Genomic DNA, 15,991 nt, shown 5'->3' with positions numbered 1-15,991 from the left:
GAGGGGCAGGAACCCCAGCTTCCTGCCGGGAGCTCGAAGGGCAGCGCCCTTCGATCCTTCTGCCAGGCCCTGCCCCTGTTACGCCTGGCACGCCTCAAACCCGCGCCGCAGCTGCGGCCGGTTCAGATCCCGCCCGATGAAGACGATCTTGGACTTGCGCGGATCGCCGTCCTTCCAGGGCCCGATGTAATCGCCATCGGCGATCATGTGCACGGCCTGGAAGGCGAAGCGGCGATCCTCGTCCGGATAGGCGAGGATACCCTTGGTGCGCAGCAGGTCCTGCCCCTTGGCGGCCAGCAGATCGGTCATCCAGGTATTGAATTTTTCCGGGTCAATCGGGCGGCTCACCTCGAAGGCGACGGAGTTCACCTCGCTGTCATGCTCGTGGTGATCCTCGCCGGAGAGGAAGTCCGGCTCCCGCACCAGGATGCGCTCCAGGTTGAAGGCGTCACGGCCGATCACGCTGGAAATTGGCGCGTCGGATTTCGTGCTGCGGATCAGCTCCACCATCGGGTTGATGGCGCGGATGCGGCGCTCCACTTCCACCGCCTCCGCTTCGCTCACCAAATCCATCTTGTTGAGCAGGATGAGGTCGGCGAAGGCGATCTGCTCCTCGGCTTCCTTGGTGTCATCCAGGCGGGCGAGCAGGTGCTTGGCGTCCACGACGGTGACAATCGCGTCCAGCTTGGTGGCGCGCTTCACATCCTCATCCACGAAGAAGGTCTGCGCCACCGGGGCGGGGTCCGCGAGGCCGGTGGTTTCGACGATGATGCCGTCGAACTTCTCGCGCCGCTTCATGAGGGAGGAGAGGATGCGGATCAGGTCGCCGCGCACGGTGCAGCAGATGCAGCCGTTGTTCATCTCGAACACCTCCTCATCGGCATCCACGACGAGGTCATTATCCACGCCCAATTCGCCGAATTCGTTGATGATCACAGCGAATTTCTTGCCGTGGTTCTCGGTGAGGATGCGATTGAGCAGCGTAGTCTTGCCGGCGCCGAGATAGCCGGTGAGGACGGTGACAGGGACGGGCGCGATGGTTTCGCTCATCGGGGGGAACTCCAGGAGGATGATTTGGCGGCAATATGGTGCAGGGGCGCGAAAGGGCAAAGTGCCGCTTGCCCGGGATTGCGTCGGACGCATACCATCCGCAATGACCCTGACGGATCTGTTGTGGCTTTCGACCGCCGCCTATGCGCTGCATGTCATCGAGGAATTCGTGCTGAATTGGCGCGACTGGGCGCGGAATGTGCTGGGGCTGCCGGTGGAATGGCCGAGCTTCTACGTGGTGAACGCGGCCGTGGGCGTGCTGGGGGTCACGGCGGCCATGATCGCGCAGGAGCTGCCGGCGGTGGCCTTGAGCCTGCCGGCCCTCATGTTCATCAACGCCACCTTTTTTCACGTGCTGCCGGTGATCCGCTTCGGAGGGCGTTTCTCACCCGGGCTGATCTCGGCGTTGCTGCTGTTCTACCCGCTGGCGATCGCCTGCTACGCGGTGGCAGAGGTGTCCTGGGCCGGGGTGGCGCTTTCCGTGCTGATCGGCGCCGGGTTGATGGCGTGGCCCGTCGCGCTGCTGAAAATCAGGGACAAGCCATATTTCCGGCAGGACCGCTGATGTCTGCGAGATGCGGGGGCGCCGGAGTTTGACGGGCTCGGCCGCGCCCTGACCTGAGCCGCGCCCCATCCCGGCGCCGATCAGCACGGGCCCATCAGGCTGAACAAATCACGTCGGACGCAGGGCAGCCGCTCGAAAACCCCAGTCGAAGCCGGCCCGAGGGAGGCGGGATGGCGCCGGCAAGACCGCCGGCGCCATCAAGGATCACGCGGCTTCCTTGTGGATCGCATCACCGAGCGTCGTGAAGATGCGGTCCACATGATGCTTCTCGATGATGAGCGGCGGGCTGAGCGCCACGATATCGCCCGTCACGCGCACCAGCAGGCCGTCATCGAAGCAGCGGCGGAACACCCGCATGGCGCGCTCACCCGGCTTGCCGGCCAGCGATGAAAGCTCGATCCCGGCGATGAGGCCATGGTTGCGGATATCAATCACATTGGGCGCGCTGCGCATGGAATGCGCCGCCTCCTCCCAATAGCCTTCGATCGCGCGGACCCGGCCAGGCAGATCCTCGCGCACATGGATGTCAATCGCGGCCAGGGCGGCGGCGGCGGCCAGCGGATGGCCGGAATAGGTGTAGCCGTGGAAGAATTCGATCCCCGCGGCCGTGCCCTGGATGATGGTCTCGTAGATCTCGTTCTTCACCGCGACGGCGCCCATGGGCACGGCGGCATTGGTCAGCCCCTTGGCCATGGTCATGATGTCGGGCGTGACACCCAGGCGTTCGGAGCCGAAATGCGTGCCGATGCGGCCGAAGCCGGTGATGACCTCGTCATAGATCAGCAGGATGCCGTGCTTGTCGCACAGGTCCCGCAGGCGCTGCAGGTAGCCCACGGGCGGCACCAGCACGCCGGTGGAGCCGGCCAGTGGCTCGACCATCACCGCCGCGATGGTATCGCCATGCAGGGCGACCAGGCGTTCCAGATCATCGGCCAGATGCGCGCCATGCTGCGGCAATCCGCGCGAGAAGGCGTTCTGCTCCGGCAGGTGGGTGTGCGGCAAATGGTCCACATAGGGCAGCATGGCGCCGAACTGCTTGCGGTTGGTGCCGATGCCGCCCACCGACATGCCGCCAAAGCCCACGCCGTGATAGCCGCGCTCACGCCCCACCAGGCGCACCCGCTGGGCCTGGCCGCGGGCGCGCTGATAGGCGAGGGCGATCTTCAGCGCCGTATCGGCGCTCTCGCTGCCGGAATTGGTGAAGAAGACGCGGTCCAGCCCCTCGGGCGTCAGCTCTGCCACGCGCGCCGCCGCCTCGAAGGCGATGGGGTGGCCGAGCTGGAAGGTGGGGGCGAAGTCGAGGATGGCAGCCTGCTTCTGGATGGCTTCCACGATCTCGCGGCGGCCATGCCCGGCATTGCAGCACCAGAGGCCGGCGGTGCCGTCCAGCACCTCCCGGCCCTCGGGGGTGAAATAGAGCATGCCCTCGGCGCGCGCGAGCAGGCGCGGCTTGTCCTTGAAATACTTGTTGTCCGAGTACGGCATCCAGAAGGCGTCGAGGTTGTTCGGACGGGGAATCGAGAGTTCGTTCATGGCATCGGGCTCCAGGCTCGCGCGCAAGCTTAGACCTGTGCGGCGGGCTGCGCTATGCTCCAGCACCGATCACGCAAGGACGCCGGATTCGTGCTCTCGACCTCGCCACAATTCAAGGAAAACGCCAGCAAGGCCATGGCGGATGCCGGGCTGCAAAAGGCGCTGGGGACCGCGAAGGGCGCTTTCCTGCAACGCCGGGCGGCGGCCGTCGCGAACCTCCCGGAATTCGAGGCGCTGCGGAACACCGCGCGGGACATCAAGAACCACACCCTGGCTAATCTTGATTTCTACCTGGAAAAATTCGCCGAGAATGTGGAGCGCGCCGGCGGCGTGGTGCATTGGTGCAGCACCCCCGATGAAGCGCGCGCCGCCGTGCTGGAAATCTGCCGCAAGGCCAATGCCAAGACCGTCACCAAGGGCAAGTCCATCATCTCCGAGGAACTCGGGATCAACCATCACCTGGAAGAACACGGCATCACGCCGGTCGAGACCGATCTGGGCGAATACATCATCCAGCTGCGCGGTGAGATCCCCTCCCACATCATCGCCCCCGCCTTCCACCTGAACCGCGAGGATTGGGAGGCGGATTTCCGGCGCGCGCATACCGACCTCGACCCCAACCGCGTCTTCCACGAGCGGCGCGACATCCTGAGCGAGGCGCGCACCCGGCTGCGCCAGAAATTCCTGGCGGCCGATGTCGGCATCACCGGCGCCAATTTCCTGATCGCCGAGACGGGTTCCAGCGTCATCGTCACCAATGAGGGCAATGGCGACCTGACGCAGACCCTGCCGCGCGTGCATATCGCGCTCGCCTCCATCGAGAAGGTGGTCCCCACGCTGGAGGATGCGACGAGCCTGCTCCGGGTGCTGGCGCGCTCCGCCACCGGGCAGGATTTCTCGGTCTACACCACCTTCAGCACGGGGGTGCGCCGCAAGGGCGATCTGGACGGGCCGGAGGAGTATCACGTCGTTCTGATTGACGGCGGCCGGTCCAACATGATCGGCACGGAATTCCAGGACATGCTGCGCTGCATCCGCTGCGCTGCCTGCATGAATCACTGCCCGGTCTATGGCGCCACGGGCGGGCATGCCTATGGCTGGGTCTATCCGGGGCCGATGGGCTCGGTGCTGACGCCCAGCCTGATCGGGGTGAAGGAGGCGGGGCACCTGCCGAATGCCAGCACCTTCTGCGGCCGCTGCGAGTCCGTCTGCCCGGTGAAGATCCCGCTGCCCAACCTCATGCGCCATTGGCGGGAGCGCGAGTTCGAGCGGCATTTGCAGCCGGGTGGCGTGCGCAGCGGCCTCGACATCTGGGCCTGGTTCGCCAAGCGGCCGGGGATGTATCGCCTGGCTGCGCGGTGGGGGATTGGCGCGCTGGGTTGGCTGGGCCGCAAAAAGGGCGCCTTCAAGTCCCTGCCGCTCGCCGCTGGCTGGACGGCGGGGCGCGATCTGCCGGTGCCGCAGGGCCGCACCTTCATGGATGAATATGCCCGCCGGCAGCGTGCCGGGGTAGGCCGATGAGCAAGGAAGCCATCCTCGGCGCCATCCGGCGCGGGTTGAAGCGCGGCCCTTTGCCGGCGGATCAGCGTGCGATGCTGGAAGGGCGCCTCGCCTCCCATCCGCGCCACATGATCCCGGCCCGCTCCCGCGTTTCGCGCCCCGAGCAGGTGGCGCTGTTCATCCGCAATGTGGAGAAGGAGTTCGGCAGCGTCGTCCGCCTGCCGAATTTCGCCGCGATTCCGCAGGCCGTGGCGGATTATCTGGCCGCGCAAAATCTGCCGGCGCGCTTCGCCATGGCGCCGCATCCCGAGCTCAAGCGCATCAAATGGGCCGATCATCCGATGCTGGAGATCGAGACGCGCCAGGGCCAGGCGAGTGACCTGGTCAGCCTGCAGCAGGGCTTCGCCGCCGTGGCCGAGACCGGCACGCTCATGCTCCCCTCCGACCCGACGCGCCCGACCACGCTGAACCTGCTGCCGGACACCGAAATGGTGGTTCTGCGCGCCAGCCGCATCGTCGGCGCCTATGAGGAGGCCTGGGATTTGCTGCGGGCCGAACGCAACGACAAGCTGACCGGCGGCTTCATGCCCCGCAACATCATGTGGGTGACCGGGCCCTCGCGCAGCGCCGATATCGAGCAGACGCTGGAGTTGGGCGCGCATGGGCCGCGCGCCTTGCATATCCTCCTCGTGGATGATGACCCCGCGGCAAAAGCGTGAAGCGCAAGCGTGGCCTCACGGCCGAGGACAAGGCGGTCTGGGCCGCCGTGGCCCGCACCATCCGGCCGCTGCCGGGGCGCGAGATGCCGGAGGCACCGCCCGCCATCACCATCACGCCGCCGCCCCGCGCCGTGGAACCCCCGCCGCCCCCGCCCAAGCCGCGGCTGCCGCCGCCCGAAATCAATGTGGGCGCCCAGCCCTCCGGCCTGGATGCGAAGCGATGGCGCGATCTGCGGCGCGGCACGACGCGGCCGGAGCGCAAGCTCGATCTGCACGGAATGACGGCGGCGCGGGCGCACCAGGCCGTAGAGAATTTTCTCCGCATGTGCCACGCCGATGGCACGCGGGTGGTGTGCATCGTGACCGGCAAGGGCAGCAGCACGGAGGGCGGCGTGCTGAAGCGGGAATTGCCGCATTGGTTGAACGCACCGCATCTGCGGCCGCTGATCCTGGGGGCGGCGCATCCGCACAAGGCGAATGCCGGGGCGGTCCATTTGCTGTTGCGGAGGGTGAAGTGAGCGAGGGGCTTTGCCCCCCGCGCTCCCCAGCAGGGAACCAGTTCCCTGCACCCATATCCGTTCGGAGATGCAAGAATCTGAGGTTCTTGCTGGGGAGTTTGAGGGGCAAAGCCCCTCAATGACCCCCTTCGGCCAACGCCTGCGCGAACTCCGCGAGCAGCAGGGCATCTCCCTCACCGAGCTTGCCACCGCGCTCCATGTCTCTCCCGCCTATCTCTCCGCCCTGGAGCACGGCAAGCGCGGCCGCCCCTCGGATGGGCTGATCCACCAGGTCAACGAGCATTTCGGCCTGATCTGGGATGACGCGGAGGAGTTGGTCCGCCTCGCGCGCCTCTCCCATCCGCGCGTGGTGGTGGATACGGCGGGGCTCTCGCCCCAGGCGACCGAATTGGCCAACCGCCTGGCCCGGACCATCCGGGACCTGCCCGAGGCGCGGGTCGCCGCCCTTCTTGCGCTCCTGGAAAGCCCCCCAGATTAACGCTTGCTCCCTTGCCGTGCCCCCCGGCCCTGGCTAGGGTCTCGCGTCATTCGGCAGTGCAGCAAAAGCCAATCAGAGAAGAAGGCGAAACGGGCCATGAAGCTCCTCGTCCCGGTCAAGCGGGTGGTTGATTACAACGTCAAGGTCCGCGTCAAGGCGGACAACACCGGCGTTGAGACCGCGAACGTCAAGATGTCCATGAACCCTTTCGACGAAATCGCCGTCGAGGAAGCGGTGCGCCTGAAGGAAAAGGGCATCGCCACCGAGATCATCGCCGTCTCCGCCGGCCCTGCCGCGGCGGCTGAGCAGATCCGCACGGCACTCGCCATGGGTGCTGATCGCGGCATCCTGGTCGAGCATGACGGCACGCTGGAACCCATCGCGGTCGCGAAGATCCTGAAGGCGATCATCGCCAAGGAAGCGCCCGACCTCGTCATCCTCGGCAAGCAGGCCATTGATGACGACATGAACGCGACGGGCCAGATGCTGGCCGCCCTGATGGGCTGGCCGCAGGGCACCTTCGCCAGCAAGATCGAGATCGCGGATGGCCACGCCACCGTGACGCGCGAGGTGGATGGTGGCCTTGAGACGGTGAAGATCACCCTGCCCGCCATCGTCACCGCCGATCTGCGCCTGAACGAGCCGCGCTACGCCTCGCTGCCCAACATCATGAAGGCGCGCAAGAAGACGATCGATAACGTGAAGCCAGCCGATCTCGGCGTGGATGTGACACCGCGCCTCACGGTGCTGCGCGTGGAGGAGCCGGGCAAGCGCCAGGCCGGCGCCAAGGTGGGCTCGATCCAGGAGCTTGTCGCCAAGCTCCGCAACGAAGCGAAGGTGATCTGAGATGGCCGTTCTTCTCCTCGCCGATCACGACGGCAAGAATGTCTCCCAGCCCACCCGCAGCGCCGTCGCCGCCTGCGCCAAGCTGGGCGAGGTCCATGTGCTGGTGGTGGGTGAAGGTGCTGCCACTGCCGCGCCGGCCGCCGCCGCCCTGCCAGGTGTGGCCAAGGTGCTGCTGGCGGAAGACGCGTCCCTCGCGCATCGCCTGGCCGAACCTCTGGCCGCCCTCCTGGTGCATCTGGCGCCTGGCTATGATCATCTGATCGCGCCCGCTTCGGCCGCCGGCAAGAACGTCATGCCGCGCGTCGCCGCTTTCCTGGATGTGCAGCCGATCAGCGATGTCTCGGGTGTGGTGGATGCCGATACCTTCGTGCGCCCCATCTATGCCGGCAATGCGCTGGCCACTGTGAAGTCCAGTGACGCGAAGAAGGTGATGACCATCCGCGCCGCCAGCTTCGACCCCGTGCCCGCCACCGGCGGGAGTGCCGCGATCGAGGCCATCGCCGCCGCGACCGACCCGGGCCAGTCCAGCTTCCTCGGCGCCGAAGTCAGCAAGAGCGAGCGGCCGGAACTCACGGCGGCGAAGGTCGTCGTCTCCGGCGGCCGCGCCATGGGTTCGGCCGAGAATTTCCACCTGATCGAGAAGGTGGCGGATTTGCTGGGTGCGGCCGTCGGTGCCTCCCGCGCCGCGGTGGATGCGGGCTATGCACCCAATGACCACCAGGTGGGGCAGACCGGCAAGATCGTGGCGCCGGATCTCTACATCGCCGTCGGCATTTCGGGTGCGATCCAGCATCTGGCCGGCATGAAGGACAGCAAGATCATCGTTGCCATCAACAAGGATGAGGAAGCGCCGATCTTCCAGGTCGCGGATTACGGGCTGGTGGCCGATCTCTTCAAGGCACTGCCGGAATTCGAGGCCGAACTCGGCAAGCCCGTCTGATGTCAGTCCGCATCGCCAGCAGTGCCGACATGCCGGATGCGCTGCTCGATATTCCGGAAATCCGCTCGGTCGGCATCATCGGGGCGGGGCAGATGGGCAATGGCATCGCCCATGTCTGCTCGCTGGCCGGCATTCCGGTGGCGATGGTGGATATCAGCGCCGATGCGCTGGACAAGGCGCTGGGCACCATCTCGCGCAACATGGAGCGGCAGATCGGCCGCAAGCTCATCACGCCCGAACAACGCGATGCAGCGATGGGCCTGATCACCACCAGCACGGATTATGCGAGCTTCGGCACCACCGATTTCGTCATCGAGGCGGCGACGGAAAAGGAGGCCATCAAGCGCGAGGTCTTCAAGGCGCTGGTGCCGCATCTCCAGCCCTCGGCCATGGTGGCCTCGAACACCAGTTCGATTTCCATCACGCGGCTGGGCGCGGGCACCGACCGGCCCGAGAAGTTCATCGGCATGCACTTCATGAATCCGGTGCCGATCATGAAGCTGGTCGAGATCATTCGCGGCATCGCGACGGACGAGCCGACCTTCCGCGCCGTGGACGCGCTCGCCAAGCGCCTGGGCAAGCAGACCGCGACATCCGAGGATTTCCCCGCCTTCATCGTCAACCGCATCCTGGTGCCGATGATCAATGAAGCGGTCTATGCGCTGTATGAGGGCGTGGGCGACATTCGCTCGATTGATACGGCCATGAAGCTCGGCGCCAACCACCCGATGGGGCCGCTGGAACTGGCGGATTTCATTGGCCTGGATACCTGCCTTTCTATCATGCAGGTGCTGTATGACGGGCTGTCGGACAGCAAGTACCGGCCCTGCCCGCTGCTGGTGAAGTATGTCGAGGCCGGCTGGTATGGCCGTAAGACCGGGCGCGGCTTCTACGACTACACCCAGGACCCGCCGGTTCCGACGCGATAGCATCCCAGGCGGCAATGCCTCTTCTTTTTGCCGGAATTCCCGGCCTAGACTAAGGGATGGGACGCTCGGTCAGCTTTGTTGGCGCACGCCGCCTGGCACTTTGGGTGGCTTTCGCGCTGCTGCTGGCCATCGGCCCAGGCTGGGCCAAGGGCCCGGAGCCCGGGCCGACCAGTTGCGATGCGAAGCAGAACATCCTGGTGCAGAACGCCTTTGTCCTGGCGGAGCAGCGCGCACGGGCCGCCTTGGCCTTTCTCGACGCCGACCCCTATCACGCGCATATCCGCACCTGGTTCGGCTCGGCCCCGGTTCCCAAGGTGCGGGCGCGGCTGGCGCAGACACTGGAATTGCTCCGCCCGGAGAGGCGGCCCACCTATCTTTGCGGCACCGCCGCCTCCTGCGGCAATCGCCCGATCTACGCGATCGCCAATCTGGTGCGCCGCACCGTGAATCTCTGCCCCATGTTTTTCAATGCGCGGAATGAGGGGGCGGATTCGCGCCCGGGCATCCTGGTGCATGAGATGAGCCATCTGGCCGCCGGTACGGCCGACATGGCCTATGGTCCCACCGCCGCCATGGCGCTGGCCCGCAAGGAGCCAGATCGGGCCGCCTTGAACGCCGATAACTACGAGTATTTCGTGGAATTCCTGCCCGGCCTCAGCGCGTCGCGGCCCGCCACGCGATAAAGCGTGTCGTCCGGCGGATTTGGTGGTTAGGCTCCCTGCAAGAAACCAGGGAGAGAACCGCATGCAACGCCGCGACCTGCTGGCGCTCGCCGCCGCCCCTTTGGCCATGCCGGCCTTGGCGCAACCCAGCTGGCAGCCGGACCGGCCGATCCGCGTCATCGTTCCCTTTCCGGCTGGTGGCGCCACCGATGTCTGGGCCCGGCTTTGCGCCGAGCCGATGACCGAAATGCTGCGCGTGCCCGTGCTGATCGAAAATCGCTCCGGGGCGGCGGGCATGATCGGCGCCGATGCGGTGGCCAAGGCGGCGCCCGATGGGCATACGCTGCTCTTTACGATCACGCCGCTGGTGCAATCGCCCATCGTGCTGGGCAATGCGCCCTATGATGCAATCCGCGACTTCATGCCGATCGGCCAGATGGGCACCACCACGCTCATCTTCATGATCCGCAGCGAATTTCCGCCGCGCAACCTACCGGAATTCATCGCCTTCGCCCGCAGCCAGGCCCAGGCCGGGCGCGGCCTGAACCTTGGCTCCTGGGCGGCGGGGTCGAGTGCGCATGTCTTTGCCCTGGCCATGAACAACCAGCTCAACCTGGGCATGACCCATGTGGCCTATCGGGGTGAAGCCCCGATGGTGACCGCCTATCTCTCGCGCGAGGTGGATGCAGGCATCAACAGCCTGACCAGCACGCGCGAGCATATCATGAGCGGCCGGCTGCGCCCGCTGGCGGCACTCGGCGATGCGCGAGCGGGCGGCATGCCCGAGGTGCCGACCTTCATCGAGCAGGGGGTGGATGTCGGGCGTGGCTGGTCGGGCTTTGCCGGATTGCTGGGCCCGGCGCGCATGCCAGCGGCCATCCATGCGCGGCTGGTGGAGGTGTTTCGCGACACGATGCGGCGCGAAACCATTCGCCAGCGCCTGCTGGCCATGGATACCGACCCTGTCTGGCTCGGCCCCGAGGATTTCGGCGCCGCGATCCTGCGCATCCGCGACATCTGGACCGAGCTAACGCGGGGAATGGACCTGCAGCTGGGCTGAGGCCTTGCCGCTACCGCACCTTCTCGAAGGTGAAGGTGTTGGAAAGTGCCGCCGCCGGCCGGCCCGCGATGAAGCTGTCCTCGCGCAGGTCGCGCAGCACCAGGCCCTGCCAATCGGCCAGTTCCAGGATGGCGCGCTGCGGGATGGCGTGCATCTCCATCTCGGCCCCCGGCGTGCCGGCCAGGTAGGCCTGGAGGTTGAAGCTGTAGTCCCGGCTCCAGACCGGGATCTGAAACATCGCGACGCCGCCTGTGGACAGGGCGCGGAAGCTTTGCCGCAGGATGTTCATCGCAACCGGGGGCGGGCAATGCTGCAGGACGATGCGTGAGTACCAGAAGTCGCATGTCTCGACCGGCATCAGGTGATCCGGCATCACCTGTGTCAGGGTCACATGCTCGAAGCCGGCGCGGCGGAAGGTCTCGGTCGCCAGGTGCAGATGCGGCGCCGAGATATCGAGGCCGGTCACTTCCGGAAAGCGCCGCGCCAGCTGCAGCGTGACGCGCCCCACACCGCAGCCATAATCCACGCAATGCCGGAACTCGGCCGCGCGGCGGCCGATCCGCGCGAGGGTGGCGTCCAGCACCTGCGCATCCCAGGCGCCGGCGGCATAGAAGGCTTCCAGATTGGCCGCGATATTCTGCGGCAGGAAGCGCTCCTCGGTCAGCACGGACCAATGCGGGGCGGCTTCACCCGCCCGCGTCCAATAGCCGCCGACCTGCTCCGCCATGCGCTGGAGCGTCGCGGGGTCGGCCTCGGTCTCGACCGGGTTGGTGGGGGCATCGAGCGGCGGCAGCGCATGGGGATTGGGGCCGTGGCGCAGGCCGAATTCCGCACTGGCAGCCATGGCGCGGCCCATCGAGAAAAGGTCCGGCCAGGTGGCCTGCCCGGCACGAATCACGGCCTCATCCTCCGGCGCGCGGCCGAAGAACATCCGATAGGCGAGGATGACCTGCTCCCGCGTGACCCCCGGGGGGGCGTCACTCGGCAAGGGCGGCCTCCACGGCGGCGCCGAAGCGCTCCAGGATCATGCCGACTTCCTCTGCCGTCACGTTGTAGGGCGGTGCCAGGATCACGTGGTCGCCGCGCAGCCCGTCAATCGTGCCCCCCATGGGATAGCAGCCCAGGCCGCGGGCATAGGCTTCACGCTTCACGCGCTCATTGATCTTGAGCGCGGGGTCGAAGACAGCCTTGCTGGCGCGGTCCTCGACCAGCTCGATCGCCCAGAACAACCCGCGGCCGCGGATATCGCCGACGTGGCGGTGATTGCCCAGGCGCTCGGTCAGCCCCTGCTCCAGCAGCGCGCCCATGGCGTTGACGTTGGCCAGCAGATTTTCCTCCGCGATCACCTCCTGCACGGCGAGGGCTGCCGCGCAGGCCATGGGATGCGCCTGGTAAGTGTGGCCATGCATGAAGCCGCCCGAGCCGTCGCGGATCGCGGCGATGACATGCCCCTGCACCAGGATGCCGCCGATGGGCTGGTAGCCCCCGCCCAAGCCCTTGGCGATGACCTGGATATCAGGGACCACACCCTCCTGCTCCCAGGCATGCATGGTGCCCACACGGCCCATGCCGCTCATCACCTCATCCAGGATGAGCAGCGCGCCGTGGCGGTCGCAGATCTCGCGCATCTTGGGGAAGTAGCCGGGCAAAGCCGCGACGCAGCCGAGTGTGGCACCCACCACCGTCTCCGCGCAGAAGGCGATGACGTTCTGCGGGCCGAGGCGCTGGAATTCCGTCTCCAGCTCATCGGCCAGGCGCTGGACATAATCGGCATCGCTCTCGTGATCCGCGCGGTCACGATAGCTGTAGCAGGGGGCGACATGGCTGAAGGCCTGGCTCAGGATGGGCGCATAGGGGGCGCGGCGCATGGCGTTGCCGCCGGCCGCGAGCGCGCCCAGGGTGTTGCCATGATAGCTCTGCCGGCGGGCGATGAAGCGGGTGCGCTGCGGCTCGCCCTTTTCCACGAAGTATTGCCGCGCCATCTTGAGCGCGGCTTCCATCCCCTCGCTGCCGGAAGAGACGAAATAGGCGTGTGTCAGCCCACCTGGCGCATGGCCCACCAGCATATCCGCGAGGCGCTCGGCGCTCTCGCAGGAGAACAAGGCGGTGTGGGCATAGGTGAGTTTGCCAAGCTGCGCCTGCATGGCACCCAGCACATGCGGGTGGCCGTGGCCAAGGCAGGCGACGGCCGCGCCACCGCTGCCATCCATCACCGCATGGCCGGTGGATTCCCGCAGCCATATGCCCTGGCCGGAGACCGCCACAGGTGGGGCGACCTTGAGGTTGCGGTGAACAAGATGCGACATGCGGGGCTCTCCGGGCGTCTTGGCAGGTTATCGTGGCATCACGGCGGTGTCAGCACACCCACCGCCGCACCCATCATGCAGCAGGCAATGGTGGCGGCTGCCAGGGAGGGCAGGCCCAGCGAGACGATCTCCGCCCGGCGCTCCGGGCACATGGCGCACATGCCGCCCAGCATGATCCCGACAGAGCCGAAATTGGTGAAGCCACACAGCGCATAGGTGAGGATGAGGCGCGAACGCTCCGACAACGCCGCCGCCCCGCCGCGCGCCATGTCGAGATAGGCCACGAACTCATTCACCACGATCTTCACGCCGAGGAATTGCGCGACGGTCGCGGCCTCGCTCGCGGGGATGCCCATGGCCCAGGCGAGCGGCCAAAAGAGGATGCCGGCCACCTGCTGCAAGCTGATGCCGAACAGCGGTTGCAGGATTTCATTACCCAGCGCCACCAGCGCCACGAAGACAACCAGCGCCGCCATGATGCCGAGCAGGAGCTGCAGCCCGTCGCTGGTGCCCTGGACCAGCGCCTCCATGGTGCTGGAGTAGAGCGGCGGCGCCTCGGCCTCGCCTTCCGTCACCGCGTTGCCCGGCATGATCAGAAGCGCGACCAGGACGGCCGCCGGCGCGCCAATCAGCGAGGCCGTGAGCAATTGCCCTGCCGCATCCGGCACGACGGGCGAGATGATCAGCGCATAGACCACCAGCGTATTGCCCGAGATGGTGGCGAGGCCGGCCACCATGACCACGAACAACTCCGAACGCGTCAACTTGGCGAGCCAGGGGCGGATCAGCAGCGGCGCTTCCACCATGCCGACAAAGACATTGGCCGCGACGGAAAATCCCGCAGCTCCGCCCAGCCCGAATAGCCGCCGCAAGCCGCCCGCCAGGCCGCGCACCACGAAGGGCAGGATGCGCCAGTGGTAGAGCACCGCCGAAAGTGCCCCCACCAGAAGCACCAGCGGCAAGGCCTGGAAGAACAGGATGAAGGAAGAACCCGGCGTGACCTCGGCAAACGGCAGCGGCCCGCCACCGAGATAGCCAAAGACCAGCGCCGTGCCGGCCTGGGTGGCCCGCGCCAGCGCATCCACGGCGGCGCCGATCAGCGCGAAGCCGGCGCGCAGGGGCGGCACGTAGAGCAGCAAGGCGGCCAGGCCGATCAGGCCGAGAAGGCCACCCGCAACCACACGCCAGGAGGCATCGCGGCGGAAGCCGCCCAGGGCCCAGGCGAAGACGCAAAGTAGGGCAAGACCCAAGGCGGATTGGAGTTGGAGGGAAGTCAAAAATGGGCCTCTGGCGGCCGGGGCCCCATTCTTTGAGAGTGGCGGCCCCGGACCCCTTTACGGATGGGGTCCGGGGTCCGTGACCCCGGCCGCCGGAGGCCCTGTTTCCTATCCCTCATCTTCATCCGCCACCCCATCCTCAATCCCCAGCACAGCGCCCGATTGTTCCCCTGGCAGGGCCTCGATTGTCTTCAGCTTGCGTTCGATCTGCCGCGTGCGGGTCTTGGCTTCCTCGATGGTCTTGGTAACCGTGCCGACCTGGGTGCCGAGCTTGGTCAGAACTGTGGCCATCTTGCCCATCTCGCCCTTGGTCGCCGAGAGCAATTCGCGCACCGATTCCGCGTTCTTCGAGAGCGCCAGCGTCACGTGGCCCAACTGGATGGTCCGCAGCAGCGCCGGCAGCAGCGATGGCCCCAGGATCAGCACGCGGTGGTTCCGGCCAACATCGTCAATCAGCCCTGGAATGCGCGCGACCTCGGCGTAGAGTCCCTCGGTCGGCAGATACATCACGCCGAATTCCACGGTGCGCGGGGGCAGGATGTATTTCTCCGCGATCTTCTTCGCCTCGCCACGGATGCGAATTTCCAGCGCCTTGCGGGCGGCGGCTTCAGCGACAGGGTCGGCCGCTTCCCAGGCGTTCAGCAGGCGCTCGTAATCCTCGATGGGGAATTTTGCATCCACCGGCAGCAGCACGCGCGCCTCACCCGTGGTGGGCATCACCACGGCGAATTCCACGGAATCGGCGCTGTTCTCGCGCAGGCGGACATTCACCTCATAGCTGCCCTCGGGGAGGATATCGTCCAGCAGCGCCTTCACCTGGGTTTCGCCCCAGCCGCCGCGCGTCTTCACATTGCCAAACAGGCGCTTGATGTCGCCGATCTGGCCGGTCACGGCCTGGATTTCGCCCATCGCCTTCTGCACTGCGGTGAACTGGTCGATCACGCGGGCGAAGCTTTCGTTCATCTGCTTCTCGACCGCGCCGGCGAGTTGCTCGTTCACGCTCTTCTGGATCTCGGCGAGGCGCTTCTCGCTGGTCTCGCGCATCTCCGTCAGCTTCTTGTCGAGCACCTCGCGCGAGCGCGCTGTTTCGGCGCTCATCGCTTCCTGCGTGGCCTTGGCATCGGCAGTGAGACGTTCCAGCAGCGATTTCTCGGTGTTTGCCAACGACTCCGCTTGCTTCAGCATGCCGGCGGAGAGTCCCTCCTGCGTCGCCTTGGCTTCGGCGGCGAAGCGTTCCAGCAGGGCCTTTTCCATCGCAGCCAGCGCTTCGGTCTGCTTGAGGAGGGAGGCGTTCAGCAGCTTGGCCTGCTCCACCGCGAAGCCCTGCACCACGGCGCCAAGAGCGGCTTCGCTGGCGGTCAGCGCCGCCTTCACCTCGCCCGTCAGCGCGCCAAGCCGCTCGCCCTGGCGTTCCTGGGCGGCTTGCAGCAGGGGTAGGGTCGGATCGCTGGCGGGTTTGCGGGTCAACAGGACGGCCAGGATGGCGAGGAGCAGCAGCAGCGCCAGCCCCAGCAAAAGAGTCTCGACCGTCACGCTGCATCCCTCGCTGTGTCATGAGGAAGCATGCACCACCCTCCCGCTCGGCACCACCTGAAGTCCTGGGGTCTG

16 protein-coding genes are annotated in these 15,991 nt (G+C 66.6%); 10 read left to right on the top strand and 6 right to left on the bottom strand.

Going from position 1 to position 15,991, the window contains the following annotated elements:
* Positions 1–78: 78 nt before the first annotated feature.
* Complete coding sequence (locus tag LHU95_RS22400; protein WP_248709169.1) at positions 79–1,050, bottom strand: GTP-binding protein; 972 nt, start codon at positions 1,048–1,050, stop codon at positions 79–81.
* Between the two features lie 103 nt (positions 1,051–1,153).
* Here LHU95_RS22400 and LHU95_RS22395 point away from each other — a divergent pair, with 103 nt between their 5' ends.
* Entirely contained in the window at positions 1,154–1,615 is a 462-nt protein-coding gene (locus tag LHU95_RS22395) for an HXXEE domain-containing protein (RefSeq protein ID WP_248709168.1), read from the top strand.
* Between the two features lie 204 nt (positions 1,616–1,819).
* On the opposite strand, the gene LHU95_RS22390 is transcribed toward LHU95_RS22395, so the two are convergent.
* Positions 1,820–3,148: an aspartate aminotransferase family protein gene (locus LHU95_RS22390; protein ID WP_248709167.1), complete on the bottom strand. Its 1,329-nt coding sequence runs from the start codon at positions 3,146–3,148 to the stop codon at positions 1,820–1,822.
* Between the two features lie 90 nt (positions 3,149–3,238).
* Between LHU95_RS22390 and LHU95_RS22385 the strand changes: the two genes are divergently transcribed.
* The 9 genes from LHU95_RS22385 (at position 3,239) to LHU95_RS22345 (ending at position 10,800) form a co-directional block, all read left to right on the top strand.
* On the top strand, positions 3,239–4,669 hold the full coding sequence (locus LHU95_RS22385) for a LutB/LldF family L-lactate oxidation iron-sulfur protein (protein ID WP_248711605.1): 1,431 nt from the start codon (positions 3,239–3,241) through the stop codon (positions 4,667–4,669).
* Positions 4,666–5,367, top strand: a complete 702-nt coding sequence (locus tag LHU95_RS22380) for a lactate utilization protein (RefSeq protein ID WP_248709166.1) — start codon at positions 4,666–4,668, stop codon at positions 5,365–5,367. Before LHU95_RS22385 ends, LHU95_RS22380 begins: the two co-directional genes overlap by 4 nt.
* Positions 5,364–5,885 (top strand): Smr/MutS family protein, encoded by a 522-nt coding sequence (locus LHU95_RS22375; protein WP_248709165.1) that lies wholly within the window; start codon positions 5,364–5,366, stop codon positions 5,883–5,885. The genes LHU95_RS22380 and LHU95_RS22375 overlap by 4 nt, the downstream gene beginning before the upstream one ends.
* A 118-nt stretch (positions 5,886–6,003) precedes the next feature.
* Positions 6,004–6,363, top strand: coding sequence for a helix-turn-helix transcriptional regulator (locus LHU95_RS22370; RefSeq protein WP_248709164.1), 360 nt, complete (start codon positions 6,004–6,006; stop codon positions 6,361–6,363).
* Positions 6,364–6,459: 96 nt separating this feature from the next.
* A complete protein-coding gene (locus tag LHU95_RS22365) occupies positions 6,460–7,209 on the top strand; it encodes an electron transfer flavoprotein subunit beta/FixA family protein (protein ID WP_248709163.1) in 750 nt (249 codons plus the stop codon).
* A 1-nt stretch (position 7,210) separates the two neighbouring features.
* Positions 7,211–8,149, top strand: coding sequence for an FAD-binding protein (locus tag LHU95_RS22360; RefSeq protein ID WP_248709162.1), 939 nt, complete (start codon positions 7,211–7,213; stop codon positions 8,147–8,149).
* A gap of 50 nt (positions 8,150–8,199) precedes the next feature.
* Positions 8,200–9,078: a 3-hydroxybutyryl-CoA dehydrogenase gene (locus LHU95_RS22355; RefSeq protein ID WP_248711604.1), complete on the top strand. Its 879-nt coding sequence runs from the start codon at positions 8,200–8,202 to the stop codon at positions 9,076–9,078.
* Between the two features lie 104 nt (positions 9,079–9,182).
* Complete coding sequence (locus tag LHU95_RS22350; RefSeq protein ID WP_248709161.1) at positions 9,183–9,761, top strand: M35 family metallo-endopeptidase; 579 nt, start codon at positions 9,183–9,185, stop codon at positions 9,759–9,761.
* Positions 9,762–9,822: 61 nt separating this feature from the next.
* Positions 9,823–10,800 (top strand): tripartite tricarboxylate transporter substrate binding protein, encoded by a 978-nt coding sequence (locus tag LHU95_RS22345; RefSeq protein ID WP_248709160.1) that lies wholly within the window; start codon positions 9,823–9,825, stop codon positions 10,798–10,800.
* Positions 10,801–10,810: 10 nt separating this feature from the next.
* Here LHU95_RS22345 and LHU95_RS22340 read toward each other — a convergent pair whose 3' ends face one another.
* From LHU95_RS22340 to rmuC, 4 genes are all read right to left on the bottom strand, one after another.
* A complete protein-coding gene (locus tag LHU95_RS22340; RefSeq protein ID WP_248709159.1) occupies positions 10,811–11,788 on the bottom strand; it encodes a class I SAM-dependent methyltransferase in 978 nt (325 codons plus the stop codon).
* Positions 11,778–13,106, bottom strand: a complete 1,329-nt coding sequence (locus LHU95_RS22335) for an aspartate aminotransferase family protein (protein WP_248709158.1) — start codon at positions 13,104–13,106, stop codon at positions 11,778–11,780. The genes LHU95_RS22340 and LHU95_RS22335 overlap by 11 nt, the downstream gene beginning before the upstream one ends.
* A 38-nt stretch (positions 13,107–13,144) precedes the next feature.
* On the bottom strand, positions 13,145–14,383 hold the full coding sequence (locus LHU95_RS22330; RefSeq protein WP_248709157.1) for a nucleoside transporter C-terminal domain-containing protein: 1,239 nt from the start codon (positions 14,381–14,383) through the stop codon (positions 13,145–13,147).
* A gap of 108 nt (positions 14,384–14,491) precedes the next feature.
* Positions 14,492–15,916 (bottom strand): DNA recombination protein RmuC, encoded by a 1,425-nt coding sequence (rmuC, locus tag LHU95_RS22325; protein ID WP_248709156.1) that lies wholly within the window; start codon positions 15,914–15,916, stop codon positions 14,492–14,494.
* Positions 15,917–15,991 lie beyond the last annotated feature (75 nt).

It is taken from the genome of Sediminicoccus sp. KRV36 (assembly GCF_023243115.1).
In the GTDB taxonomy this organism is placed as follows: domain Bacteria; phylum Pseudomonadota; class Alphaproteobacteria; order Acetobacterales; family Acetobacteraceae; genus Roseococcus.
Note: the sequence above shows the minus strand (reverse complement) of the source record. Positions and strands in the feature narration are given on the sequence as shown.

What these genes read in the sequence shown, in the direction of transcription:
- LHU95_RS22400 (WP_248709169.1), bottom strand. Translation starts at nt 1,050, where the DNA reads ATGAGCGAAACCATCGCGCCCGTCCCTGTCACCGTCCTCACCGGCTAT.
- LHU95_RS22395 (WP_248709168.1), top strand. Translation starts at nt 1,154, where the DNA reads ATGACCCTGACGGATCTGTTGTGGCTTTCGACCGCCGCCTATGCGCTG.
- LHU95_RS22390 (WP_248709167.1), bottom strand. Translation starts at nt 3,148, where the DNA reads ATGAACGAACTCTCGATTCCCCGTCCGAACAACCTCGACGCCTTCTGG.
- LHU95_RS22380 (WP_248709166.1), top strand. Translation starts at nt 4,666, where the DNA reads ATGAGCAAGGAAGCCATCCTCGGCGCCATCCGGCGCGGGTTGAAGCGC.
- LHU95_RS22370 (WP_248709164.1), top strand. Translation starts at nt 6,004, where the DNA reads ATGACCCCCTTCGGCCAACGCCTGCGCGAACTCCGCGAGCAGCAGGGC.
- LHU95_RS22365 (WP_248709163.1), top strand. Translation starts at nt 6,460, where the DNA reads ATGAAGCTCCTCGTCCCGGTCAAGCGGGTGGTTGATTACAACGTCAAG.
- LHU95_RS22360 (WP_248709162.1), top strand. Translation starts at nt 7,211, where the DNA reads ATGGCCGTTCTTCTCCTCGCCGATCACGACGGCAAGAATGTCTCCCAG.
- LHU95_RS22345 (WP_248709160.1), top strand. Translation starts at nt 9,823, where the DNA reads ATGCAACGCCGCGACCTGCTGGCGCTCGCCGCCGCCCCTTTGGCCATG.
- LHU95_RS22335 (WP_248709158.1), bottom strand. Translation starts at nt 13,106, where the DNA reads ATGTCGCATCTTGTTCACCGCAACCTCAAGGTCGCCCCACCTGTGGCG.